Annotated in this window: 23 protein-coding genes; 15 read left to right on the top strand and 8 right to left on the bottom strand. The window is 48.6% G+C overall.

The window, feature by feature from the left end:
* Positions 1–139: 139 nt before the first annotated feature.
* A complete protein-coding gene (locus KJS57_RS25620) occupies positions 140–649 on the bottom strand; it encodes a C40 family peptidase (protein ID WP_213656800.1) in 510 nt (169 codons plus the stop codon).
* 332 nt (positions 650–981) lie between these two features.
* A complete protein-coding gene (locus KJS57_RS25615) occupies positions 982–1,623 on the bottom strand; it encodes a thiamine diphosphokinase (RefSeq protein ID WP_211020629.1) in 642 nt (213 codons plus the stop codon).
* Between the two features lie 133 nt (positions 1,624–1,756).
* On the opposite strand from KJS57_RS25615, the gene KJS57_RS25610 reads away from it, so the two are divergent.
* Entirely contained in the window at positions 1,757–2,398 is a 642-nt protein-coding gene (locus tag KJS57_RS25610) for a trimeric intracellular cation channel family protein (RefSeq protein ID WP_211020628.1), read from the top strand.
* 101 nt (positions 2,399–2,499) lie between these two features.
* Here the strand turns inward: KJS57_RS25610 and KJS57_RS25605 are convergent, their stop codons facing one another.
* A complete protein-coding gene (locus KJS57_RS25605; RefSeq protein WP_213656799.1) occupies positions 2,500–3,228 on the bottom strand; it encodes an alpha/beta hydrolase in 729 nt (242 codons plus the stop codon).
* Between the two features lie 254 nt (positions 3,229–3,482).
* Between KJS57_RS25605 and pdhA the strand changes: the two genes are divergently transcribed.
* From pdhA to lpdA, 4 genes are read left to right on the top strand one after another with little or no spacing between them, the layout of a single operon-like run.
* Positions 3,483–4,553, top strand: a complete 1,071-nt coding sequence (gene pdhA / locus KJS57_RS25600) for a pyruvate dehydrogenase (acetyl-transferring) E1 component subunit alpha (RefSeq protein ID WP_211020626.1) — start codon at positions 3,483–3,485, stop codon at positions 4,551–4,553.
* A gap of 35 nt (positions 4,554–4,588) precedes the next feature.
* Positions 4,589–5,569 (top strand): alpha-ketoacid dehydrogenase subunit beta, encoded by a 981-nt coding sequence (locus KJS57_RS25595; RefSeq protein ID WP_211020625.1) that lies wholly within the window; start codon positions 4,589–4,591, stop codon positions 5,567–5,569.
* A 44-nt stretch (positions 5,570–5,613) separates the two neighbouring features.
* Positions 5,614–6,927, top strand: coding sequence for a dihydrolipoamide acetyltransferase family protein (locus tag KJS57_RS25590; protein WP_213656798.1), 1,314 nt, complete (start codon positions 5,614–5,616; stop codon positions 6,925–6,927).
* A 4-nt stretch (positions 6,928–6,931) separates the two neighbouring features.
* Positions 6,932–8,347, top strand: coding sequence for a dihydrolipoyl dehydrogenase (gene lpdA / locus KJS57_RS25585; RefSeq protein WP_211020623.1), 1,416 nt, complete (start codon positions 6,932–6,934; stop codon positions 8,345–8,347).
* Positions 8,348–8,459: 112 nt separating this feature from the next.
* Here the strand turns inward: lpdA and KJS57_RS25580 are convergent, their stop codons facing one another.
* Positions 8,460–9,398 (bottom strand): helix-turn-helix transcriptional regulator, encoded by a 939-nt coding sequence (locus KJS57_RS25580; RefSeq protein WP_211020622.1) that lies wholly within the window; start codon positions 9,396–9,398, stop codon positions 8,460–8,462.
* A 94-nt stretch (positions 9,399–9,492) separates the two neighbouring features.
* On the opposite strand from KJS57_RS25580, the gene KJS57_RS25575 reads away from it, so the two are divergent.
* Both KJS57_RS25575 and KJS57_RS25570 read left to right on the top strand, forming a co-directional pair.
* Positions 9,493–11,778 carry an ATP-binding cassette domain-containing protein gene (locus KJS57_RS25575; protein WP_211020621.1) on the top strand — a complete coding sequence of 762 codons (2,286 nt, stop codon included), beginning with the start codon at positions 9,493–9,495 and terminating at the stop codon, positions 11,776–11,778.
* A gap of 12 nt (positions 11,779–11,790) precedes the next feature.
* Positions 11,791–12,888 carry a hypothetical protein gene (locus tag KJS57_RS25570; protein ID WP_213656797.1) on the top strand — a complete coding sequence of 366 codons (1,098 nt, stop codon included), beginning with the start codon at positions 11,791–11,793 and terminating at the stop codon, positions 12,886–12,888.
* Between the two features lie 48 nt (positions 12,889–12,936).
* On the opposite strand, the gene KJS57_RS25565 is transcribed toward KJS57_RS25570, so the two are convergent.
* Together KJS57_RS25565 and KJS57_RS25560 are read right to left on the bottom strand one after the other, a co-directional pair.
* The gene (locus KJS57_RS25565) at positions 12,937–15,456 is read right to left on the bottom strand and encodes a DsrE/DsrF/DrsH-like family protein (protein WP_213656796.1); all 2,520 of its coding nucleotides are present in this window, start codon (positions 15,454–15,456) and stop codon (positions 12,937–12,939) included.
* Positions 15,449–15,742 carry an ArsR/SmtB family transcription factor gene (locus KJS57_RS25560; RefSeq protein ID WP_211020616.1) on the bottom strand — a complete coding sequence of 98 codons (294 nt, stop codon included), beginning with the start codon at positions 15,740–15,742 and terminating at the stop codon, positions 15,449–15,451. The genes KJS57_RS25565 and KJS57_RS25560 overlap by 8 nt, the downstream gene beginning before the upstream one ends.
* 280 nt (positions 15,743–16,022) lie before the next feature.
* On the opposite strand from KJS57_RS25560, the gene KJS57_RS25555 reads away from it, so the two are divergent.
* The 3 genes from KJS57_RS25555 to KJS57_RS25545 all read left to right on the top strand — a co-directional run bounded on the left by KJS57_RS25555 (position 16,023) and on the right by KJS57_RS25545 (position 18,204).
* Positions 16,023–16,607: a hypothetical protein gene (locus KJS57_RS25555; RefSeq protein ID WP_213656795.1), complete on the top strand. Its 585-nt coding sequence runs from the start codon at positions 16,023–16,025 to the stop codon at positions 16,605–16,607.
* Between the two features lie 39 nt (positions 16,608–16,646).
* Positions 16,647–17,207: a peroxiredoxin family protein gene (locus tag KJS57_RS25550; RefSeq protein WP_213656794.1), complete on the top strand. Its 561-nt coding sequence runs from the start codon at positions 16,647–16,649 to the stop codon at positions 17,205–17,207.
* Between the two features lie 142 nt (positions 17,208–17,349).
* Positions 17,350–18,204 carry an undecaprenyl-diphosphate phosphatase gene (locus tag KJS57_RS25545; RefSeq protein WP_213656793.1) on the top strand — a complete coding sequence of 285 codons (855 nt, stop codon included), beginning with the start codon at positions 17,350–17,352 and terminating at the stop codon, positions 18,202–18,204.
* A 134-nt stretch (positions 18,205–18,338) separates the two neighbouring features.
* On the opposite strand, the gene KJS57_RS25540 is transcribed toward KJS57_RS25545, so the two are convergent.
* Both KJS57_RS25540 and KJS57_RS25535 read right to left on the bottom strand, forming a co-directional pair.
* Positions 18,339–18,968, bottom strand: coding sequence for a LysE family translocator (locus KJS57_RS25540; protein WP_213656792.1), 630 nt, complete (start codon positions 18,966–18,968; stop codon positions 18,339–18,341).
* A gap of 26 nt (positions 18,969–18,994) precedes the next feature.
* Entirely contained in the window at positions 18,995–19,426 is a 432-nt protein-coding gene (locus KJS57_RS25535; protein ID WP_213656791.1) for an Lrp/AsnC family transcriptional regulator, read from the bottom strand.
* Between the two features lie 224 nt (positions 19,427–19,650).
* On the opposite strand from KJS57_RS25535, the gene KJS57_RS25530 reads away from it, so the two are divergent.
* The 5 genes from KJS57_RS25530 (at position 19,651) to KJS57_RS25510 (ending at position 23,594) form a co-directional block, all read left to right on the top strand.
* Positions 19,651–20,109, top strand: coding sequence for a GNAT family N-acetyltransferase (locus tag KJS57_RS25530; RefSeq protein ID WP_213656790.1), 459 nt, complete (start codon positions 19,651–19,653; stop codon positions 20,107–20,109).
* A gap of 13 nt (positions 20,110–20,122) precedes the next feature.
* Positions 20,123–20,551 (top strand): NUDIX hydrolase, encoded by a 429-nt coding sequence (locus tag KJS57_RS25525; RefSeq protein WP_213656789.1) that lies wholly within the window; start codon positions 20,123–20,125, stop codon positions 20,549–20,551.
* A gap of 79 nt (positions 20,552–20,630) precedes the next feature.
* Positions 20,631–21,425 carry a thymidylate synthase gene (gene thyA / locus KJS57_RS25520; RefSeq protein ID WP_211020608.1) on the top strand — a complete coding sequence of 265 codons (795 nt, stop codon included), beginning with the start codon at positions 20,631–20,633 and terminating at the stop codon, positions 21,423–21,425.
* A 52-nt stretch (positions 21,426–21,477) separates the two neighbouring features.
* On the top strand, positions 21,478–21,978 hold the full coding sequence (locus tag KJS57_RS25515; protein ID WP_213656788.1) for a dihydrofolate reductase: 501 nt from the start codon (positions 21,478–21,480) through the stop codon (positions 21,976–21,978).
* A gap of 128 nt (positions 21,979–22,106) precedes the next feature.
* The gene (locus KJS57_RS25510) at positions 22,107–23,594 is read left to right on the top strand and encodes a glutamate synthase subunit beta (RefSeq protein WP_213656787.1); all 1,488 of its coding nucleotides are present in this window, start codon (positions 22,107–22,109) and stop codon (positions 23,592–23,594) included.
* Positions 23,595–23,803: the final 209 nt, after the last annotated feature.

Below are 23,803 nucleotides of genomic sequence, written 5' to 3'. Positions count from 1 at the left end.
AAGTGAAAGTGACAAAAACACTGAGCCTGAACAATTTTATTGTCAGGCTAGCGTCTTTAGGCGCAGTTTGGCAACAGGGGGTTATACCCCAAGAGCAAACCACCCGTTGGACGGGTGGTTATGATTTCATATATGAGGACTAAAGGACGCGACGAGCTTTCAAGTAAGTTCTTTTCCAGTTACCGGAGTTCAGATTAGAAATCGTAACCCCTGGTTTACCATAAGTGTGCAAAATTTTACCGTTGCCCATATAAACAGCTACATGCGTTACGTTTTTGCCGTTTGCGCGGCTGCCGCTCGAGAAGAATACCAGATCGCCGGCTTTCAAATTCGATTTGGATACGGCACGTCCGACTTTAGATTGAGCTACTGAAGTCCGTGGAAGATTTACTCCATATTTTTTGAAGATGTGTTTCATAAAGGACGAGCAATCGAAGTTTCTTGTAGTTGAAGTTGAGGCACCGAATTTGTATGGAACTCCCATATATTTTTTGCCGTAGTTTACAACTTGGGTTCCTTTAGATGTTGCTACGCTTTCTGCTGTTTGGGCCGGTGCTGCTCCAGCGCCGCTGGCAAGCAGGGAGCTGAATCCGATAGTTGAGACGAGACCTACCGTCAATACTTTTTGGAATAGATGTTGCATTCTCATGATGTATATACCTCCAAAGTTCTTGTTTTTGTTGACCGGTTCGAAATGAAGTATAACAGCTTTTAAACTTCCGAAATTATGGCAAGGACCGGTCAATCGCTTGGTAGGTAAGGGTTTGACCCCGATTATTAAAATATGATTAAAGTTTACAAAAACGTAAGAAGTTCGTTGTTTCCAATGTAAAGAAAAATGAAAGAACCCTTGATATTTCAAGGGTTCTTTCACGTTTTGATCTGTAACATAATCCGAAGAAAAGGTTACAAAAATGTTTTATTCTTTTGGCGAAATGCTAGTGTTTCTTTCTTTCTTTCTTTCTTTCTTTCTTTCTTTCGTTAGTCCTTGCTCTGGATAATAAGCAGCAAGCCGCTCTCGATCCGAATCGTTCCCCGTTCCCCTTTGAGACGGTTGCTTACGCCTAGAGATTGGCCCATTTTCAGGGTGGCGTTGTCCAGCGGGTACATGAACCCTTCCAAATGGATACCTGTGACCTCCGGGGTGAGAGGAAGCAGGGATACGTAAGTATAACCGCGGTCTTCGATTTCGCAGGTCGTGCCTGTAAGCGTGACATAGTTGTTGGTATCCCAAATGACGCTGGTAATTTGATGCTGCATCCCCCGCAACATCATTTGAATGTTCGATAGAGTGTGGTCCAACCTGGAACCGAGAACGCCAACCATAACGATTTCGGTAGCATGTCTTTGGATAGCGACTTCAAAAGCCAGTTCGGTGTCGGTTAAATCCTTGTTTACAGCATCACACTGAATAAGTTCTTTGCTGCTTTTTTTAATTTTCTCCAGTTCTTCAGGGCTGACTGAATCGAAATCCCCAACCGAAATGTCAGGAGATATCCCATGCTCAACTAAAAATAAGGCTCCTCGATCCGCCCCGATAATGATGTCGTTCTGAGAGATGTTCTTCAGAAATACTGGATCGATGGTACCTCCGGCAAAAATAAGCACACGATTCGCTTCCATGTAAAAACTCCCTTTCTGTTCATAAGCCCGAATATTACCAGTATAGTTCAGTTTTTAGGCTTGCACAATTGAAGGCGTCGGGAATACAATGGACACAGCAATTTAGCGAGAGAGAGGGCAGGGGAGCAGGGAAATGCATTTATTCGATATATTCAGTATTATCGGAACGATCGCCTTCGCCATGTCGGGAGCATTTGTGGCGATGGAAGAAGAGTACGACATACTCGGGGTACTGGTGCTGGGACTAGTTACCGCTTTTGGAGGGGGAATTATCCGCAATGTGTTGATCGGCGTGCCGGTTACTACCTTGTGGGCGCAGGGCGATTTGATATTACTGGCTGTTTTGTCCGTTTTGGTCGCTTTTGTGCTGCCGCTCCCTTGGATTCAGCATTGGAAGAAGACGGAGGCGCTGTTTGATGCGATCGGGTTGTCCGCTTTTGCGATTCAAGGTGCACTTTATGCGAGCGGTATGAAGCATCCGATCAGCGCAATCCTGGTAGCCGCGGTTTTGACAGGGATCGGAGGAGGGATCATCCGGGATTTGCTGGCCGGACGAAAGCCGCTTGTCCTGAGGGACGAAATTTATGCGGTATGGGCGATGATCGCCGGACTTGTCATCGGTCTTGGCTTTTTCACTTCGACCATCGGACTGCTGCTGCTGTTCGTCCTGGTTGTCTGTTTTCGGATGCTGTCCGTCCATTATAAATGGAAGCTCCCGAGAAGGTCGCTTAAGACGGGCAATATTGAGGTTGAGGCCAAATCGGAGACATTGTAGAGCATGTCCGCAAATCATCTCCTATATAAAGAAGAGGATCCATGCCTGTCTCAAGGCCATAGATCCTCTTCTTTATTATGTCGAGCCTATTTTGGATACAGTTATTCGAGAAAATAAACCAGCGCTTCAGGAAGTTCTTTCTGCCAGAAGCCCCACAGATGCTGTCCGTCCTTCTCGTAATATCTTACTTTGGCTCCGCGCGCTTCCAGCAATTCCTTAGCCCGGCGGTTCAAGTCCACAAAATTGTAAGTTCCCGTATCGGTCGTGTACTGCTGTTCCTGTAATCCAACTATCATATAGAGAGAAAGAGTGGACAAGTCCTTCTCGGCAGCGATAAGTTCAAGGGAGGCATCGTAAAAAGCACCTGACAAACTGATGATTTTGGAAAACAGCTGCCTGTTTTTCATAGCGAGATGCAGCGAAAATGATCCGCCTAGGGAATCCCCGGCCAATACTCGCTGGTCCGGTTCGCGGCGAACCGGATAATTGCGCTCCACAAAGGGTATAATTTCTTCAGTAATACAGGTGCTGTAAGCCTCGAACCGATTGCCGAAAGGAGCGTATTCTTCCGTCCGGACCGAGACATCGACCTCGATTCCTACTATAATGAAAGGCTCGATTCCTTCATCAAGAATAAGTTGGTTCGCGAGGGTAGCGATCCGTCCGAAATTGAAAAACTCTTCGCCATCCTGACAATAAACGACAGGATAACTTAAAATTTCATTGTAGCCAGGGGGGAGATAGATGCGAAGTTTCCTTTTTTCTCCCAAGCTGTTGCAGTCGACCTCCTCTTTAACAATCGTCCGTTTTAAATACCGAGAATCCGTCATATTATGACACGCCCCTTGTCGTCTGTTTTTTGCTTTTGACCTCTCATTAAGTTAAGATAACCCTGGAAGCAGTAAACGCATACACTTCCAGAAAGTCATTTGTGTTACATAATTATGTTTCGTCTGTTATACAAACAAAAATAAATAATTAAGTCATTTCAGCGCAATTCCTTTGACTTAATGACTACAACAGATGTATAATAATTCTATAACAGCGGAACATGATAATCAAATATTTTGTCGAGGTGAAGAAAATGAGCAAGATTCCTTATGAAGTATATACGGAGGAAGTCGAGGCTTTGGCCGTCCTTTCGCCGGATGGTGAAATTGTAAACAAAGATAAAGTCCCGAACTTGACAGATGATCAATTAAAAGAACTAATGTACCGTATGGTATTTACCCGTACTTGGGATGAGCGTGCTATCAACTTGGGACGTCAAGGACGTCTCGGTTTCTATGCTCCGGTATCCGGACAAGAAGCCACGATGGTAGGCAGTGAATTCGCTTTGGACAAGAATGACTTCGTTTGCCCGGGTTACCGCGATATGCCGCAGCTCGTATGGCATGGTCTTCCGCTTTATCAAGCTTTCTTGTATTCCCGCGGTCATCAACACGGCGGTCAAATTCCTGAAGGCGTCAACGTACTTATGCCACAAATTATTATCGGCGCGCAAGTTCTTCATGCTATGGGCATCGCCATGGGTTATAAATTGAAGAAACAAAAACAAGTCGCCATTACTTACACCGGAGACGGCGGTTCGTCCGAAGGCGATTTCTACGAAGCGTTGAACTATGCTGGAGTATTTAAGCTTCCGGTTATTTTCTTTGTGCAAAATAACGGCTATGCCATTACGACTCCTTTCTCCAAACAAACGGCTGCTCTTTCGATCGCTCATAAAGCGGTAGCTGCCGGTATCCGCGGCGTGAAAATCGACGGGATGGACGTGTTCGCAGTTATTAGCGCGGTTCAAGAAGCTGCAGAACGTGCACGTAACGGCGAAGGCGCGACTTTGATCGAAGCGGTCACTTACCGTTTCCGTCCGCATTCCCTGTCCGATGACACAAGCAAATACCGTACTAAAGAAGAAGAAGGACAATGGAGCGAAAAAGATCCGATTGCCCGTCTTGCCAAGTATCTGGAGAAGAAAGGTCTTTGGACCGACGAAGATACGGCTCGCGTGAAAGAAGAAGCCAAGGCGAAAGTCAACGAACAAATCAAGAAGGCTGAGCAAACCGAGAAAATGACCATTCCTGGCCTGATTGACAGCATGTTCGAACAAACGCCTAAACATTTGGAAGAACAAAAAGCCGAATTTAATAAATAAGCCTTGAAGAAGTTCTAATGAGGAGGATATGAGCAATGGCACAAATGAATATGAAAGAAGCAATCCGCGATGCGATGCGCGTAGAGTTGAATCGGGATCCAAACGTCCTGCTTTTCGGGGAAGACGTAGGTAATGTCGGCGGTGTATTCCGCGTAACGGAAGGTTTGCAAAAAGAATTCGGCGAAGATCGTGTATTCGATACGCCGCTGGCTGAATCCGCAATCGGCGGTATGGCAGTAGGCCTCGGGATTCAAGGATTCCGTCCGGTTGCCGAAATCCAGTTCGTCGGCTTTATTTTCGAAGCTTTGGACCAAATTTTGGTGCAAGCTGCACGGATGCGTTACCGTTCCGGCGGCCGTTACAACGCGCCGATCGTGTTCCGTACTCCATACGGCGGCGGCGTAAAAGCGGCTGAGTTGCATACGGACGCCCTGGAAGGTTTGATTGCGCAAACTCCGGGTATTAAACTGGTAATCCCTTCTAACCCTTACGACGCAAAAGGTCTCATGATTTCCGCGATCCGCGACAATGATCCGGTATTCTTCATGGAGCACCTTAACTTGTACCATGCATTCCGCGCTGAAGTGCCGGAAGGTGAATATACAGTTGAGCTTGGCAAAGCCAACGTGGTTCGCGAAGGTTCCGACGTGACGATCATCGCTTACGGCATGATGGTTCACACGGCTGTAAAAGCTGCGGAAGAACTCGAAAAAACTAAAGGCATCAAAGCTGAAGTTATCGACTTGCGCACATTGGTGCCGCTGGATATCGATACGATTCTTGCCTCCGTTAAGAAAACGAACCGTGCGATCGTTGTGCAGGAAGCGCAAAAATCCGCCGGTATGGCTGCAGAAATCATCGCTCAAATCAATGAAAAGGCTATTCTTCATTTGGAAGCTCCAGTGCTTCGCATTACGCCTCCGGATACCGTTTATCCGTTCGCGCAAATCGAAGATCAATGGCTGCCGACTCCGGCTCGCATCATTGAGGGCGTAAACAAAGTTCTCGAATTTTAATGAAATCGATTCTTAAACTAATTAAATAACAGGAGGTCTTCCAGGTGGCAAAATTTGAATATCGCTTCCCAGAGCTGGGCGAAGGTTTGCATGAAGGCGAAATTATTAAAATGCATATCAAAGCCGGCGACAAAGTTACAGACGAAGATATCGTGATGGAGGTACAAAACGACAAGGCGGTCGTAGAAGTACCTTGTCCGGTAAACGGTACGGTGCTCGAAGTTTTCGGGACCGACGGTGCCGTGTTCCGCGTTGGCCAAGTAGTGGCGGTTATCGACGCGGAAGGCGATGTTCCTGAACAGGAACCGGCTCATGAAGAAGCTAACGCTCAAGAAGCTGATGCAGCGAAAGGCGGAGCGGATACGAAGGATTCGCCTGCAGCTTCCAGCCCGGCTGAAGCTAAAGAAGGCGGCGCTAACGGCGCGGCAGCACCTGCTGCACCAAACCGCGAAGTGCTTGCTACGCCTAGCGTACGCAAATTCGCCCGCGAGCAAGGCGTTGATATTGCACAAGTAAGCGGCACAGGCAACGCTGGTAAAATCACTCGCGAAGACGTGGAAGCATTCAAAAACGGCGGCGCGGCAGCAGCTCCTGCAGCTGCAAGCAGCAAAGACGAAGCGGCGAAGGCTCCTGCAGCTTCCGCGGCCAGCGTAAGCGCAGAAGAAGAACGCGTACCGTTCAAGGGTATCCGTAAGGCGATTTCGAACGCTATGGTGAAATCGGCATACACAGCTCCGCATGTAACGATCATGGACGAAGTGGACGTTACCGAATTGGTAGCTTTCCGTACTCGTATGAAACCAATCGCCGAGAAGAAGGGCATCAAAGTAACTTACCTGCCATTCATCGTTAAGGCGCTCGTAGCGGCTTCCCGCCAATTCCCGGCGCTGAACGCTTCGATCGACGAAGAAAACAACGAAATTGTTTACAAGAAACATTACGATATCGGGATTGCTACCGATACGGATAACGGTTTGATCGTACCGGTTATCAAAGATGCCGACCGCAAGAGCATCTGGATGATCGCCGACGCTATCCGTGATCTGGCAGCCCGCGGCCGTGACGGTAAGCTGTCCGCAAACGAAATGAAGGGCAGCACGATTTCGATTTCGAACATCGGTTCCGCCGGCGGTATGTTCTTTACTCCGATCATCAACTACCCTGAGGTAGCGATCCTGGGTACAGGCCGCATCAGCGAAAAACCGGTTGTTAAGAACGGCGAGATCGTTGTCGCTCCGGTTATGGCTCTGTCCCTCAGCTTCGACCATCGTCTCATCGACGGAGCAACAGCTCAAAACTTCATGAACTATATCAAACAGCTGCTCGCTAACCCTGAGTTGCTCGTTATGGAGGTGTAACAATATGGTAGTAGGAGACGCTTCTCTAGATATTGATACATTGGTTGTAGGTGCCGGTCCCGGCGGATATGTGGCGGCCATTCGTGCCGCCCAACTGGGCCAAAAAGTAATTATCGTGGATAAATCGGAACTCGGCGGCGTGTGCTTGAACCGCGGCTGCATTCCGTCCAAAGCTTTGATCTCCGCAGCGCATGCATACGAAAACGCACAGCATGCCGACGCTTTCGGCGTAACTGCCGAAAACGTGAAGGTTGACTTCACGAAAACGCAAGAATTCAAGAACGGCGTAGTTAAGAAAATGACCCAAGGCGTATCCGGTTTGCTTAAAGGCAACAAAATCGAAGTTTTCAGCGGTGAAGTGATGTTCATCAACGAAAACGAAGCACGTGCCTTCAACGATCACGAATCGCCGCGTTACCGCTTTAAGCATTGCATTCTTGCGACCGGATCCCGTCCGATCGAACTGAAGCCTTTCCCGTTTGGCGGACGTATCCTGTCCTCGACGGAAGCTTTGGAACTACCTGAAATTCCTAGCAGCCTGATCGTTATCGGCGGCGGCTACATCGGCGCTGAATTGGGCCAAATGTTCTCGAAATTCGGTACGAAAGTTACGATTATCGAGGGTATGGATTCCGTACTTGCCGGCTTTGATAAAGATATGACCCGTCTTGTAACCAAGAGCATGGAAAAAACGGGTATCGAAATCATCACCAACGCAAAAGCTGAAAGTGCTGAGCAAACCGACAAGAACGTTACTGTGAAATACTCCGTAAACGGCGAAAACAAAGAAGTTACAGCGGATTACCTCCTCGTAACGGTTGGCCGTCGTCCAAACACGGATGGCGATCTCGGCCTTGATCTTGCCGGCGTTAAGCTGACTGATCGCGGTTTGGTAGAAGTTGACCACCAAGGGCGTACGAGCAACCCGAACATCTTCGCTATCGGCGATATCGTAGCCGGTCCTGCATTGGCTCACAAAGCTTCTTATGAAGGTAAAGTGGCAGCAGAAGTCATTTCCGGACTTCCGTCTGTAGTGGATTACAAAGCTATTCCGGCTGTAGTCTTCACGGATCCTGAATGCTCCAGCGTGGGCTACACGGAGAAAGAAGCGAAGGAAAAAGGCTACAAAGTCAAAGCCGGCAAGTTCCCGTTCGCGGGCAATGGCCGTGCAACTTCGCTGAATCAGCCTGACGGCTTCATCAAGATTGTAGCTAACGCTGAAAACAATCTGGTAATCGGCGCGCAAATCGTCGGTATCGAAGCTTCCAACTTGATTGCCGAGCTCGGCCTCGCGATCGAAATGGGCGCTACGCTTGAAGATATCTCGCTTACGATCCACGCTCACCCGACACTGGGTGAAATCGTGATGGAAACCGCTGAACTGGTTGAAGGCCATCCGATCCACGTGATCTCCCGTTAATTTTTGATTTATCACTCCGGCGCGGCTAATTATTGACGGCCAGGAGTTCTCCTAAGCTAATTGACAGGGCAAGACCGAAATTCATCGGTCTTGCCCTTTTTTTAGCGGTTATTTAGCTGTTATAATGCTCCATCAATTCGAGTGCCTTTTGCTTAATCATTTCGGACATTTCCCGCGGTTCGATAACCTTAGCTTCGGTACCTAGTTGAAAAAAATAATTTGCCGAAAATCTTATTTCGCTTTGATCGATCACAGTATCGATACATCCTGCGTCATTGCTTGCACTCTTAATATATGGCTCTAGCCAAGGCTCGCTTTTGCATTGGCGCATTCCTTCTTCGGTCAATAGGACATAAAGACGGACCGGCGTCATAATTTCGTTAGAACGAGCCAACCATTCATCCAGCTTCATCGGGACGGAGCGCGTATTGTCGCTATATTGCAGCGAGAGAATCCGGTCGATCCGAAAAACTCGGATATGTTCCTGTTCCGTGTTCGAGGCAGGCATATACCAGAAACCGTTATACGCATATACTCCGAGTGGCACAACCTCTCTGATCGTAACTCTGGATTTGGATTCATACTCCATATGGATGGCTTGATTTCGCAAAGCCGCTTCAATAATCTCTTTTAAATAAGGTGAATCCACGCTTCGCTTTAAATTCCAGAAAGACAACACTTCATCCAAACGGTTCATTTTAGTTTTTAAATCATCCGGAAGACTGGCGTACAATTTGCCGGAGGCGGAAGCAATATTGATCTCGAAAGGAAGGGATCTATAATATTTAAGCGATTGAAAGGCGAAGAATATGGCAAAGGCTTCATCCTCCTCAAAAGCAATCGGGGGGAGGACCCGGTTGTTTAATACCCGGTAACCTCCGTTTCGCCCCGGTTCGGTATATAGCGGAACGCCCATCTCACTGATTTCAAGTAAATAACGGTGCGCGGTTCTTAGCGAAATGTCAAATTCATCCGCCACATTTTGTGCGGTAAAGCTGCGCTTCGCATTTACGTACATGATCAGGTCAAATAAGACTTTGGATTTAGACATTGGAGAGCTCCTTTTCATTGCTATATCATGCCAAGAATTGTCATGGTATTACGATATAATGTTTTTATAACAGAAACAAGAGGAGGGAGCCTCAATGTCTATGGAACCCATTAAAGTGATCGGAGCCAGAGAGAACAACCTTAAGAACATTACAATAAGTATTCCAAAGAATAAAATCACGGTCTTTACCGGCGTATCCGGCTCCGGTAAATCGTCATTGATCTTTGATACCATTGCTGCGGAGTCGCAACGGCAGCTGAATGAAACGTTTACCAGTTTCGTGCGGCATCGTCTGCCTCACTATGGACAACCCGATGTCGATGCCATAGAGCATTTGTCTGTCGCAATCCTCGTCGATCAAAAACGCATCGGCGGCAATGCCCGTTCCACCGTCGGTACTGTAACGGATATTTACTCGCTGCTGAGACTTTTATTTTCGCGGATCGGGCAACCGTTCGTCGGATATTCTGACAGGCTTTCCTTTAATAACCTTCAGGGAATGTGTCCGATGTGCGAGGGACTTGGAACAGCAGCGACTATAAACTTGGATCGTTTGATCGATAAAGACAAATCGTTGAATGAAGGGGCGATTATGTTCCCGACCTTTCAACCCGGGGGTTACCGCTGGAAGCGTTATGTAACTACCGGACTTTTTGATAATGACAAGAAGCTGAAGGATTATACCGAGGAAGAATGGGATACGCTGCTGTACAAATCGGGTTTCAAACCGGCCAATCCGACTTCGGAATGGCCGTCTACCGCAATTTATGAAGGGGTCATTCCACGGATCGAAAATGGCTTTCTGGCCAAGGATTCCAAGCAAGCACAGCAGAACGAGGATCAACTGAATTATATCGTGGAGAAGGGGGTTTGCCCGGAATGTAATGGAGCGAGGTTAAACCAAAAAGTTCTTTCCTGTAAAATCGACGACCTTAATATTGCGGAATACTCCGCAATGCAGGTAAGCGATCTGTCAGTTCAAATGCGCAAGGTTACGGCTTTGTCAGCCAAAACTATTGTGGAGGCATTGATCAAGAAGCTGGACAGCCTCGTTTCGATCGGACTTGGCTATTTGAGTTTAAACCGGGAGACTTCGACTTTATCGGGAGGGGAGTCGCAGCGAATTAAAATGATTCGTCATCTCGGGAGCAGTCTAACCGGTCTTACTTATATTTTTGACGAGCCGAGCATCGGGCTGCATCCCCGGGACGTTGACCGGCTAAACCGGATGCTGCGGCAGTTATGCAGCAAAGGAAACACCGTTTTGGTGGTGGAACATGATCCGGATGTCATTGCTATCGCCGACCACATCGTGGATATGGGACCTGAAGCTGGAATAAGAGGCGGTGAAATTAAATTCGAGGGAGATGTCAAAGGACTTAAGAGTGCGGGCACCATCACTGGACACTATTTGCGGCGGCAACCCAAGTTGAAGGAGAATATTCGGAAGCCGGACGGATTTTTGCGGCTTGAGCACGCCTCACTGCATAATCTCAAGGATGTCAGTGTCACGATTCCAACAGGAGTTATGACTGTAGTCACCGGGGTGGCCGGGTCAGGCAAAAGCACGCTGATCAACAAGGTGTTGCTCCAACGATATCCAGATGCGATTTCAATTGATCAGAGTGAACTCAAAGGTTCCAAACGATCCAACCTTGCCACCTATACAGGGACGCTGGATCATATCAGAGACCAGTTGGCAGACGCAAACCAGGTTAGCGCATCGTTGTTCAGTTTTAACTCCGATGGCGCGTGTCCGGCCTGCAAAGGTCTTGGCACGATCACGGTCGATCTGGCTTTTATGGACCCCGTGGTCAGTGTCTGCGAAGCATGCCAGGGACGAAGATTTACAGATGAAGTGCTGGAGTATACCCTGCACGACAAAAATATTAACGATATTTTGAACTTAAGCGTTGTAGAGGCTTACGACTTTTTCAATGATCATAGGGAAATGGTGAGCATTTTCAGTGGCTTGTCCGAAGTCGGTCTAGGTTATGTTACGCTAGGGCAACCTCTCCATACTCTTTCCGGAGGCGAGCGGCAGCGCGTGCGTTTAGCTATGGAACTTCATAGCAAGCAAAGCGGGATTTACGTGTTTGATGAACCGACAACCGGTCTTCATTTGCGCGACGTGGAACGTTTAATTGATATATTAAACCAGCTGGTCGACCGGAGAAGTACCGTCATTATTATTGAACATCATCTCGACGTCATGACTCAGGCGGATTGGATTGTTGACATGGGTCCGGGAGCAGGCAGTGAAGGAGGGAAGATCATTTTTGAAGGCACACCTCAGGATCTCGTAAAGGATCAAACTTCGATAACCGGTGTTTATCTGAACAGCTATTTGGAAGGTGAGGAATCCTCTTTCCGGCGATGAAAAATCATTTCGATGATGTTTCAACCTTCAGCTAAATGGGTTCCGGCTACGGTATGGAAAGGGGTTCTGGTTGGTCTGGCCGCTGTAATGATTCTTGGCGGATGCGGAAACGGAAATCAGGACTCTGCCGGAGATCCGGAAAAAAACGCCGGGCCGGAAGTTATGGCTCAGGATGAAACAAAAGGGAAGGCAGCAGCAGACGGGAATGTAAGCGATAATTCTTCTTCAGCAGAGAATAAGGTCGATGTTGAAATCGTGTCCGGAACCTCATCCGAGCATGCACCCAAAGATCAGGGAGCGTCGGATGTCTGGCTTCAAGGAAGCGCTAAAATAGAACAGGACCAGATCGTAATCTCGGGAACATCCAATCTGGTTCCTGGTGCCAAAATAGAGGCGGAAATCGATGCTGCCGGTTATACGATGTTCGGTTATCGGAAACAGGCGGAGATCAACAACGACGGTACTTTTGAGATGGATATCAAACGGCCGGACATTAAAGAAGGAACCTTGGAAATAACGATCAGCTTTAAACCGGATCAGCAGTCCGCAGATCTGGAGCCTTATGGCGCGAATGGAGAAAAAATGACCGGCACGTTTATCCATCAAGTTGAGGAAGAGAATCGGACGCTACACAAAGCGGTAACCTATATTTACATGGATGCCGCTGCTGAAATCGGCTCAGAATGGAAGTCGGAGAATCCGGTCGGTGAAAAGCCGGATGACTATGGAAATCCCGCCATATGGATGAAGCCGGAGGTAAACGCCGAAGAAGGATTTTATTTGATTAAGGTGAAGAGCAATCTGCTTGAAGGTACGGTCGTTTCCGGCGATATCGACATTCCGGATCACGTCCATTTCGGATACGGTGAGAAGACGCAGGTACTTCCGGACGGCTCGTTCCAGGTCCGGGCAAAGCAGCCGAAAAAAAACGTAGGCAGTTTTTATCTTGTGCTGCAATTCAAGCCTGACGAGAATTTATCTAAATCGGCGCTAGCGGCCTATGGCAAGCTTGGAGAGAAATTATCAGGTGATTTAGTCAAGACGGAGCAAACCGATGAGGGAGCGCTGAAATATATTGAACTTCGCATGAAGGTGGACCCGAACAAATAAGAATAATAAAAAAGCTCACTCCGTCAGCGATGGAGTGAGCTTTTAGCTTTAGATGAATAGATTAATGCCGGATTGATCCGCTTTCCCTAAATAGTAACCGACACCGCCGATTTTCACGCCGTCGATCAATTCTTCCCGCTTGATGCCCATGACGTCCATCGACATTTGACAAGCCACGATTTCGACGCCTTGGTCGATTGCGGATTGCATCAACTCTTCAAGCGAAGCGATATTGCCGTTCTTCATGACGCCGCGGATCATTTTCGCACCCATGCCCATCATGTTCATTTTGGACAGGGACAGCTTGCGGCTGCCGCGCGGCATCATGGCGCCGAACATTTTGCCGATCATGTTTTTCGGGACATTCACCTTTTCCGGTTTGCGGATGACGTTCAGGCCCCAGAAGGTGAAGAACATCGTTACCTTTTTGCCGCTTGCCGCCGCTCCGTTGGCAATAATGAATGAAGCGATGGCTTTGTCCAGATCGCCGCTGAATACGACCATCGAAGTACCTTCCTGTGAAGAGACATTACTAAAAGCAGGATTGGAGGCTTCAATCTCAGGCAGTCCCCCTTTGCAAAGGTAGGCCTCGATCATGCCGTCCGCCTTTTTACTGACCTGTAGTATCCGATTCTTAGACATAGTCGCCCAGGCTTGCACATCTTCATAAAATCCAGGGTCCGAAGCGGTCACCCGTAGAATTTGCCCTTCCTGAATCTGATCCATTTTTTGTTTCACCTGAATCAATGGGCCGGGGCAGCATAAGCCACAGGCGTCCAGCTCAGCATCGGCCCGCAATTCTTGGTCGCGCACTCGCAGGGGCTGCGCTGCAGCTGCGGTTTCCCGAGCCGCTTCAATAACAGGAGCAGGGGCGGAAATAGCCGCTGTTTTCTCCGGTTGATCTCCGCCGTGTCTTTGGCCGGCCTGATATCGCACTAACTGATATGTCTTATATCCGCCGGTCAAATTGCGGACACGGAAACCTTTTTGCTGCAAAATCCGGGCAGCGGTGTACCCGCGAAGTCCAACCTGACAATAAACCCAAATTTCTTTTGAAGGGTCCAACTCGGAGAGTCGGCTACGCAGATCATCGACCGGAATGTTCAAGGAATCCGGAATATGGCCGTTGGCATGCTCGATTTCCGAACGGACATCGACAAGCAGGGTAGAGGCGCTGTCACGGCTGTCCAAATCTTTCGGAACAAAGACTGCGGTTCTACCGGTCAACACGTTCTCGGCTGTGTACCCGGCCATATTAACCGGATCTTTGGCGGAAGAGTACGGAGGAGCATAGGCCAGCTCAAGTTCGGTAAGATCACTTACCGTGCCGCGGAACCGGATCGTTGTGGCGATATCGTCGATCCGTTTATCCACACCGTCGTGCCCAACCGCCTGGGCGCCGAGAACGGTTCCCTCGTCGTTGAACAGCAGCTTAAGCGTTAATGGCGTTGCTCCCGGATAATAAGCAGCATGGGAATTCGGATGGACGTAGGTTACATGGTATGGCAGACCGAGACGCTGCAGCGTCTTTTCGTTATTTCCTGTTGCCGCACCGGTTAAACCAAACACCTTGATAATGGACGTTCCCTGGCTGCCCTTAAACGTGCTGCTCAGCCCGCTTACGTTATCCGCGGCGATTCGGCCCTGTTTATTGGCCGGACCCGCAAGCGGAATGGCCGTGGTCGTGCCGTTGACATAATCCGTAACTTCGATGGCGTCGCCTGCGGCATAAATTCCGCTTACGCTGGTCTCCAGCCGATCATTGACGATAATATGGCCTTTGGGCCCCAACTCGATACCTGTTCCTCGCAGAAATCCGGTATCCGGGGATACCCCGATCGCAAGGATCACCATTTCAGCGGTCAAGTTTATGCCGCTAGCGGTACGAACTTCGATGAGCTCACCTTTTTCCTCAAAGCCTTGAACGGTTTGGGATAGAAGCAGCTTTACGCCATGTTCCTCCATTTCCTTAGCCAGCGCGTTTGCCATCTCCGCATCGAAGGGAGCCAAAATTTGCGGACCGCCCTCAATCAAGGTAACGTCCAGACCGATTTCCTTCAGATTTTCCGCCATCTCGACGCCGATAAATCCGCCACCGATGACGATGGCCGATGAAATTTTGTCCTCGCTAACCCTTTTTTTGATCCGGTCCGTATCCGGAATGTTTCGCAAGGTGTGAATTTTATTACTTTCAATCCCAGGCAATTGAGGGCGGATCGGTTTGGCACCTGGGGATAATATAACCGCATCATAGGTTTCCTCGTAATCGCCGCTCGTTTTGCTGCGTACGGTTACCGTTTTGTTCTCCGGGTTAATGCCAATGACTTCACTATCGATCCGGATATCGATGTTAAAACGTTTATACATGGCTTCCGGAGTCTGTACAAGCAGCTTTGAACGATCCGTAATCGAATCACCGATATAGTAAGGAAGACCGCAGTTGGCGAAAGAAATATAGGAATCCCGTTCGAACATGATGATATGCGCTTCCTCATCGAGACGACGTAAACGAGCCGCAGCCGATGCGCCGCCTGCGACGCCTCCGACTATAATAACTTTTTTACTCATGATTAGTTTCCTCCAATAAGATGCGTATTAATTGTTTGATTCGTTCATCAGCAACGTGATATTTGACTTCAAGTCCGCTCCGTTCGGTTTCCAAGATGCCCATGCTGCGCAGCTTCTGCAAATGCTGGGATACCGTCGATTGCGGTAAATTCAAACACTCTTGCATATAAGAAACATTGCACTCCGGTTTTTCGATCAGGCCCTTAACGATACATAACCGGACCGGATGGGCCAATGCCTTCAGGATTTCGGCAGCTTCTTGGTAGGACTTAAAATTGCTGTCCAAACTGGATCACCTCTGTTCTCTAATATATCACTATATCGCAATATTACGATATTTAGATTTTAAAGTCAAATGCCAAGTTGAAATTTGGCCAGCGTTGAACGGAAGGGTGACACTAATTTGACAAAAGATATTACCCATCATATCATACCCCTTAGGGTATATTTCGGATGAAAATCGCTTTGGAAAAGGAGGAAATGGATTGCAAAATATTCAATTAGGCCCCTTTTTATTAAATGGCTCTCTTGTTCTGAATCTTCTGTTTGGGGCAGGAGGGTGGATAATGCTGAAGCTTTGGGGGCGGATAGTTACTGACCGCTCGGAAACTAAGACGATAGCGGAATTGCTGTCCAATGGATTTTTGTTATGGCTTCTGATTTGGAAATTTAGTTATTTGCTCATTCATCCAGTAGAGGCGGTATCCGAGCCCATGTCCTTGCTTTATTTTGATGGTGGTGAAGCGGGCGGCTGGATCGCCGGTTTGGTTGGGGGGCTTTATATATGGCTGCGTTCTCGGAAGAAAGAGCTGCACTTTGCTATTGTGGTGCACGGTTTTGCCGTATATTTTCTTGGGGGATGGTTTGTGTCTCGGCTGCCGGAGCTGATGTTTCAGGAAGGACCCTCCATCTCATGGATCGCCAGCATCTGCTGGACCGGCATCCTCCTGCTCCAAATGTTAATTGCAAAGCGCGAAACGCCGGAGGCAAGAATTCATTTTGCCGCACTTTGGTTTTTGATCGGTAACATTGTGTTCCAATTTTTCAATCATGAACGCGTCATCTGGATATTGTCTTTCAGCAAGCTGCAGGTCTTATTTTTGCTGCTGGCCGGCGTTCTTGTTTTCTGGAAAGGACCAAAGAGGGATTAGTGAGTCCAAAATCTTTTTTAGGAAGGGGAGGAAACAGTTATGAGAAAGAATGTATTTATCTTTGTCATCTTATTGGGACTAGTCGCTTATAGCGCTTATGATTATATAAATAATAGAACGAACTCGGATGGAAACAAACAACAATCGGTGCAAGATGGAGGCGCAACTGTTGGGATTAAGGAGGGGAAGCAAGCCCCTGACTTTACGTTAAACGGGCTGGACGGTACTCCGGTGTCCCTGTCGGATTTCCGCGGGAAAGTGGTGGTCTTGAATTTTTGGGCGTCCTGGTGCCCGCCATGCCGGGTGGAGATGCCGCATATGCAGCGATTGTATGAGAAGTATGACGCTAAAAATGTCGTCGTGCTCGGTATTAATTTGACATCCACGGAGAAAAGTTCCGACAATGCGCAAAGCTTTGTAGATGAACAGGGACTAACCTTCCCCGTATTGCTTGATTCGAAGGGCGAAGTCATGGACAACTACCGGATCGTTGCCTATCCGACTACCTATTTTATTGATGAAAAAGGCATAATCCGTCAGGTCTCCCAGGGCGCGATGAATGCCGATATGTTGAAAAAGGCCATCCAACCTCTCATTTAACGTTATATAATGTGGCAAGCTCCAATAAAATAAAGGGAGTAGCCTGGCTGCTTATTTTTATGGTAGGATAAAACCTGCGATTGAAAATCGGTAACACAATGTAGTTACTAGTAAGTTTGTTTGAAAAGGAGAGCTTGGTGGCATGGAGACGATTTTTTCGATACTGAAATCAATTATTTTAGGGATTGTAGAAGGGATTACTGAATTTTTGCCGGTATCATCCACCGGTCATCTCGTCATTTTCGAGAATTTCCTGGGCTTTACCGGAACAACGCCATCTTACGTCGAGATGTACACGTACGTGATTCAGCTTGGGGCGATTTTGGCCGTAATCGTGCTGTACTGGGGGAAAATCAAGGACACGCTGGTCAACTTTTTTCCGCAAAAGGTCGGTTTTGCGAAGTCCGGCTTCCGCTTTTGGCTCATGCTGGCGATCGCATGTATTCCTGGAGGCATTTTCGGCGTACTGCTTAATGATTGGTCGGACGAGCACCTGTTTACGCCGGTCGTTGTGGCGTTCACGTTGTTCTTCGGCGGTTTATGGATGCTGTACGCGGAGAAGAAGTTCCGTAACAACGGGCTTGGCGGCGGCGGTGACGAGCTCAATGTCACTGTGAAACAAGCGCTCATTATCGGGGCGTTTCAAGTTTTGGCGATCATTCCCGGCATGTCCCGTTCCGCTTCCACGATTATCGGCGGCTGGGTAGCAGGCCTGACGACGGTGGCGGCGGCTGAGTTCTCGTTCTTCCTGGCGATTCCCGTCATGGTAGGTATGAGCTTTTTGAAAATTGTGAAAATCGGCGGTTTTTCCAGTATGACGTCAACGGAGCTCATCTCGCTCGGAGTAGGCTTCCTGGTGTCCTTCCTGGTTGCACTTGCCGTCATCAAGAAGTTTATCGCTTACTTGCAGAAGAAGCCGATGAAAGTGTTTGTGTATTATAGAATGGTGTTCGCGATCATCGTATTGGTGGCCGGGATTGCCGGATTCTTCAAGTAGTTATAATAAGCCCGGGTTAGGAATAAGCAACTATTCCTGCCCGGGCTTCGTCATGTAATAAAGTAAATATGAGAAGGGTTCCTCCGGATCGGCATCCAAACAAATCCCAATAAGATTCAATTTAAGCGGGATATTTACGGGCCAAAAAATACGGATATCAGGAACCAGACACCAAATCCGGTAATAAGCGTGGCTGAGATTAAATTAACGGCGCGTAGGGCTGCGGGTGTCAATAAACGAAGGCGCAGCTGATTAATCGCCGTACACAGCAGAATCCACCATAAGGCGGAACCGAGGAAGATCCCGGTGGTGAACGCTGAAGCCCCCTCCGAAGAACCTGGTAATGAATCGATACCCAAACCTGCGGATAGCGCAGCAAAAGAGATTACCGTCATCGGATTTGCCAGGGTAAGCAGAAAGGTGGAGCCAAAGGTGAACAACTGTCGAGTTTGCCCGGGGATATCGCGATCGGCAAAAGGCGGTTTGCGGCGGAACCCCACAAGGCCGAGAACAAGAATGAGAAGACCGCCGATCATTCTGAAACCGTCCTCGAACCGGATCAACTGCGAGGAGATCACATGCATGCCGAAACCGGCAACAGCTGCATAAATCGCATCTGCAGTTGCCACGCCTAGCCCGGCAGCCAACCCCTTTTTCCAGCCCCCAACCAAGGTAGACCGAATACACAACATGCCTATTGGACCGATCGGGGCCGCGATGGCGGCTCCGATTAGAATGCTATTTAGAAGAGTGATCATGGCCATGCCCACTTGACTCCTTGCACAAAGTTTTATGCTTCCTTTAAAGTGGATAGTACGATCGTCGTTTTCGTTTTTTGAACCCCGGCCAAGCCTTTTAAGGTTTCGGAAATGAAGACTTCAAGCGAGGAGATGTCCGGAACGCCGACTTTCAACATATAATCGTAATCACCGGCCAGATGATGGCATTCTATAATGCAGGATTCATTAGAAATCTGCTCTTTGAATGACTCGATGTACTTCGGATGCTCTAAAATGACGGATATGTAAGCCAGCAAATGCCGTCCGGTGATTTCGCGGTTCAATCTGATTGTAAATTGCTCAATCATCCCTTTTTCCTCAAGCTTACGAATTCTTTCCGAGACCGAGGGGACAGACAGATGAATCGCTTTGCTGATTTCCGAGCTGGTAATGCGGCTGTTGCGTTTCAGAAGTTCTATAATTTGAAGATCGACGCTATCCATTTTTCGCAACTCCCGCTTTAAATTCTTTAATTAATTATAAACTATAGTTAAAATAATTTGGTCGTTTTTAATTATAACCATAAAATATTAGGATGAATGCATTATTATATTAAAATATTTACAGTGCCTTATTCTTTTTTTGTGAATGACTTAAATTATTTAGGGCTTCAAGATAAGATGAACATTAATAGTTCATCTTATATACTTTGAGGAGGATAACAACCATGAGTGTATCCGTACATATTTCGCAGGCAACCTATAAGGATCTTGCGTCCGTTACGCATTTGTTTGATCAATATCGGCAGTTCTATGGACAACCCTCCGATCCGGAAGGGGCACAAGCTTTTCTGTTTCGGTTAATGGAGCATAGGGAGTCCGTAATATTTGTGGCCAAAGACGAGGAAAACGGCAAAGCGGTCGGTTTTGCTCAGCTGTATCCGGTATTCTCTTCGTTATCGATGCAGAGATCCTGGATATTGAACGATTTGTATGTGTTGAAGGAATATCGAAACTCCGGTATAGGCAAACAGCTGCTTGATGCGGTTTCGGAGTATGCAGTCGAATCGAAGGCTAAGGGAATCGCATTGGAAACCGGAGTCGGCAACAAGGGAGCTCAAAAGCTGTATGAACAGCTGGGATATACCCGGGATGATGAGTACTATCATTACTATTTGAACTTATAGAAGGTGGCGCACTATGAAGCGAATCGATATCGTATACGCGTTGATCGTAAGCCCTGATAAGAATAAGGTGCTGATGGTTCGAAACCGGGATAACCGGGATACGTGGACGCTGCCTGGCGGCACGGTCGAGACCAGTGAAACACTGGTTCGGGCACTGATCCGCGAGGTGAAGGAGGAAGCCGGCGTTGATATTGAAGTGTTCGGTGTCATGGCCGTAAACGAGGTCATTTTTCCGGAAAAAGAGGAACATTTCGTTCTTTTTACCTTCCGTGCGGAAATTACGGGCGGCCGGGAAGAGACGATGATGCCGGATGAGATTGCCGAGGTGGACTGGGTGGACTTAGATCGGGCGGATGGATTGATGCCGTATTATGAAGAAGGGATAAGCGGCCTTGTGCGCGGAGAGCGGGAGATTCCTTATTTTGACGAAGGAAAAGGATAGGCTGGTTTGGTTCAATCCGCTTGATTCCTCTGCTATAATAGACAAGATGTCATACAAACAAGTGCGGGGTGTGCGATAGATGAGAAATTATTTGGATTTGCTTCAAGACGTCTTGGATAACGGGACTCCGAAAGGGGATCGGACCGGAACAGGAACGATTTCCGTGTTCGGGAGACAGCTTCGCTTTGATCTCAGCCAGGGGTTTCCTTTGGTGACCACAAAAAGGATTCATTTGAAATCGGTTGTTCATGAGCTGCTATGGTTTCTTAAAGGAGAAACCAATATCGCCTATTTGAAAGAGCATGGCGTCCGGATTTGGGACGAGTGGGCGGATGAAAACGGAGACTTGGGGCCGGTTTACGGATCGCAATGGAGAGCTTGGGAAGCTCCAGACGGCCGTCATATCGATCAGATCGCAAACGTGGTCGAGGCGATCAAGAACAATCCCGATTCGCGCCGCCACCTGGTCAGCGCCTGGAATGTGGCGGAAGTCGATAACATGAAGCTGCCGCCATGCCATTTCGTATTCCAATTTTATGTGGCGAACGGAAAGCTGTCCTGTATGCTGACGATGCGATCGGTCGATACGTTCCTTGGACTTCCGTTCAATATTGCGAGTTACGCATTGCTGACTCATATGATGGCGCAGCAATGCGGCCTTGAGGTCGGCGAATTTATCTGGTCGGGCGGCGACGTGCATATTTACAGCAACCATCTTGAACAAGTGAAGACGCAGTTGGAGCGCGAGCCTTATCCGCTGCCGAAGCTCATCATCAAGCGGAAGCCGGATTCGATATTTGATTATGTGTATGAGGATTTCGAATTTGAAGGTTATCAATATCATCCAACGATCAAGGCTACGGTCGCTGTTTAATAACAGGTCGTTATCCATTAGGGGACAAACAGGTTGAAAGGGGCAGTATTTCATGGGAATTACTCTCATTTGGGCAATGTCTCGAAACGGGGCGATCGGCCGGAACAATCAGCTGCCTTGGCGGCTGCCGGCGGATTTGAAATTTTTTAAGGAGCAAACGACCGGCAAAACCATGTTGATGGGCCGGAATACATGGGAATCGATGGGGAGCCGTCCGTTACCGAACCGGAAGAGTGTCGTTCTCACGGCCGATCACGCTTACCGGGCAGAAGGAGCAGATATCGTTCATTCCGTAGAAGATGCTCTGGAATATGCAAAACAGGGTGAGCTTATGGTCATTGGAGGGGCAGGCTTATTCCAGCATTTCTTTCCCTTAGCCGATCGATTGCATGTTACGCGGATTGACGAGGAGATTCAAGGCGACGTATTTTTCCCCCACTTCGACTGGTCGGAGTTTGAGGTTGTCAAGGAAGAAGAGGGAATTCGTGATGAGAAGAATCCTTATTCTTACCGCTTTCTGACCTATGAACGACGTAAGCCCGCTGCACTTTAGTGCAAATTAAAATAGAATTAATCCATTAATAACGTTCCCCCCGGATGCTAACATCAAGATACACTGAAATGTGAAAGTTTCAATGCCTCTTGGAAGCTTTTGCATCATACGGATGGGGGAAGTTATAGATGTCTACACCAACGGGGTTTATGGAATATAACCGGCAGATACCGGGAGACCGGAGCCCTTCCGAAAGGGTCAAGGACTGGCAGGAGTTTCATAAGCATATGTCAGCTGAAGAACTCCGGACGCAAGGCGCACGCTGTATGGATTGCGGCACGCCATATTGTCATACGGGAATGGATATGGCGGGAGGTACCTCGGGCTGTCCGGTACACAATCTGATTCCGGAATGGAATAATCTGGTCTACCGCGGACTTTGGAAGGAAGCGTTGGAACGTCTTCATAAAACGAACAATTTTCCTGAATTCACCGGCCGGGTTTGCCCCGCGCCTTGTGAAGGCTCCTGCACCGTCGGCTTGATCGGGCAGCCTGTCACGATCAAGACGATCGAGCAGGCGATCATCGATAAGGGCTTTGAAGAAGGCTGGGTCGTTCCCGAACCGCCGGCTCGGCGGACAGGACGCAGGGTTGCTGTCGTAGGCTCCGGCCCTGCGGGCCTGGCTTGCGCCGCGCAGTTGAACAAGGCCGGGCATGAAGTGACCGTATTCGAACGGTCAGACCGGATCGGCGGCTTGTTGATGTACGGCATTCCGACGATGAAGCTGGACAAGGCGGTCGTTCAACGCCGGGTGGATCTGCTTGCCGCCGAGGGCGTGAGATTTGTAACGAATACGGAAATCGGCAAGGATATTCCGGCGCGGCAGCTCGTAGAGGAATACGATGCAGTCGTATTGTGCGGAGGTGCGACGAAGCCGCGTGAATTCAACATTGAGGGCAGCGATCTGAAGGGCGTGCAGTACGCCATGCCGTTCTTGAACGGAACGATCAAGAGCTACCTTGACTCCGGGCTGGAGGACGGGAATTATTTGTCCGCCGAAGACAAAGATGTGATCGTTATCGGCGGCGGTGATACGGGCTCCGACTGCGTGGCTACCTCGCTGCGCCACGGCTGCCGCAGCATCACTCAATTCGGAACGCATGCCATGGCACCTCAGGAGCGTGACCCGATCAGCAACCCGTGGCCGCAATTTCCGAATGTTTATACATTGGACTATGCCCAACAGGAAGCAAAGGCGTTGTTCGGCAGCGATCCGCGCGAATTCTCGATCATGACGACGAAGTTCGTCGGCGATGGAGAAGGGAACTTGAAGGAGCTGCATACGATACAGATCCAACGAATCGTGGACGAGACGGGACGCAAAATCTATCAGCCGATTCCTGGGACCGAGAGAGTGTTCCCGGCGCAGCTGGCTCTGATCGCGATCGGCTTCGACGGACCGGAGCAGGGGATTGCGGGTGAGCTCGGCCTTGAAACCGACCGCCGTACCAATGTTAAGGCACGTTACGGAAAATATAATACGAACGTCGATAAAGTATTTGCCGCCGGGGATATGCGCCGGGGACAAAGCCTCGTCGTATGGGCGATCCATGAAGGCCGTGAAGCGGCTCGGGAAGTGGATAAATACTTAATGGGCGCAACTGTACTATCCTAGGAAATAAGGGTGATACAGTACAATCCGAAAATATGATATAATAGATTCCAGCTACAGGGCTGCGCAGAGCGCGGCCCTTTTTATTACGGCTTTAGCCAGTTGAGCTCGCGAAGCGTGCGAAACAAAAAACCACCCGCTATGCGGGTGGAGGGATCGAAGGTTTGACCACCAAGACCATTCCGATAAAATTGAGATGTTCAGGCTCAACA

It is taken from the genome of Paenibacillus vini (assembly GCF_018403325.1).
In the GTDB taxonomy this organism is placed as follows: Bacteria; Bacillota; Bacilli; order Paenibacillales; family Paenibacillaceae; genus Fontibacillus; species Fontibacillus vini.
This window is presented reverse-complemented; position numbering and strand designations above follow the sequence as displayed.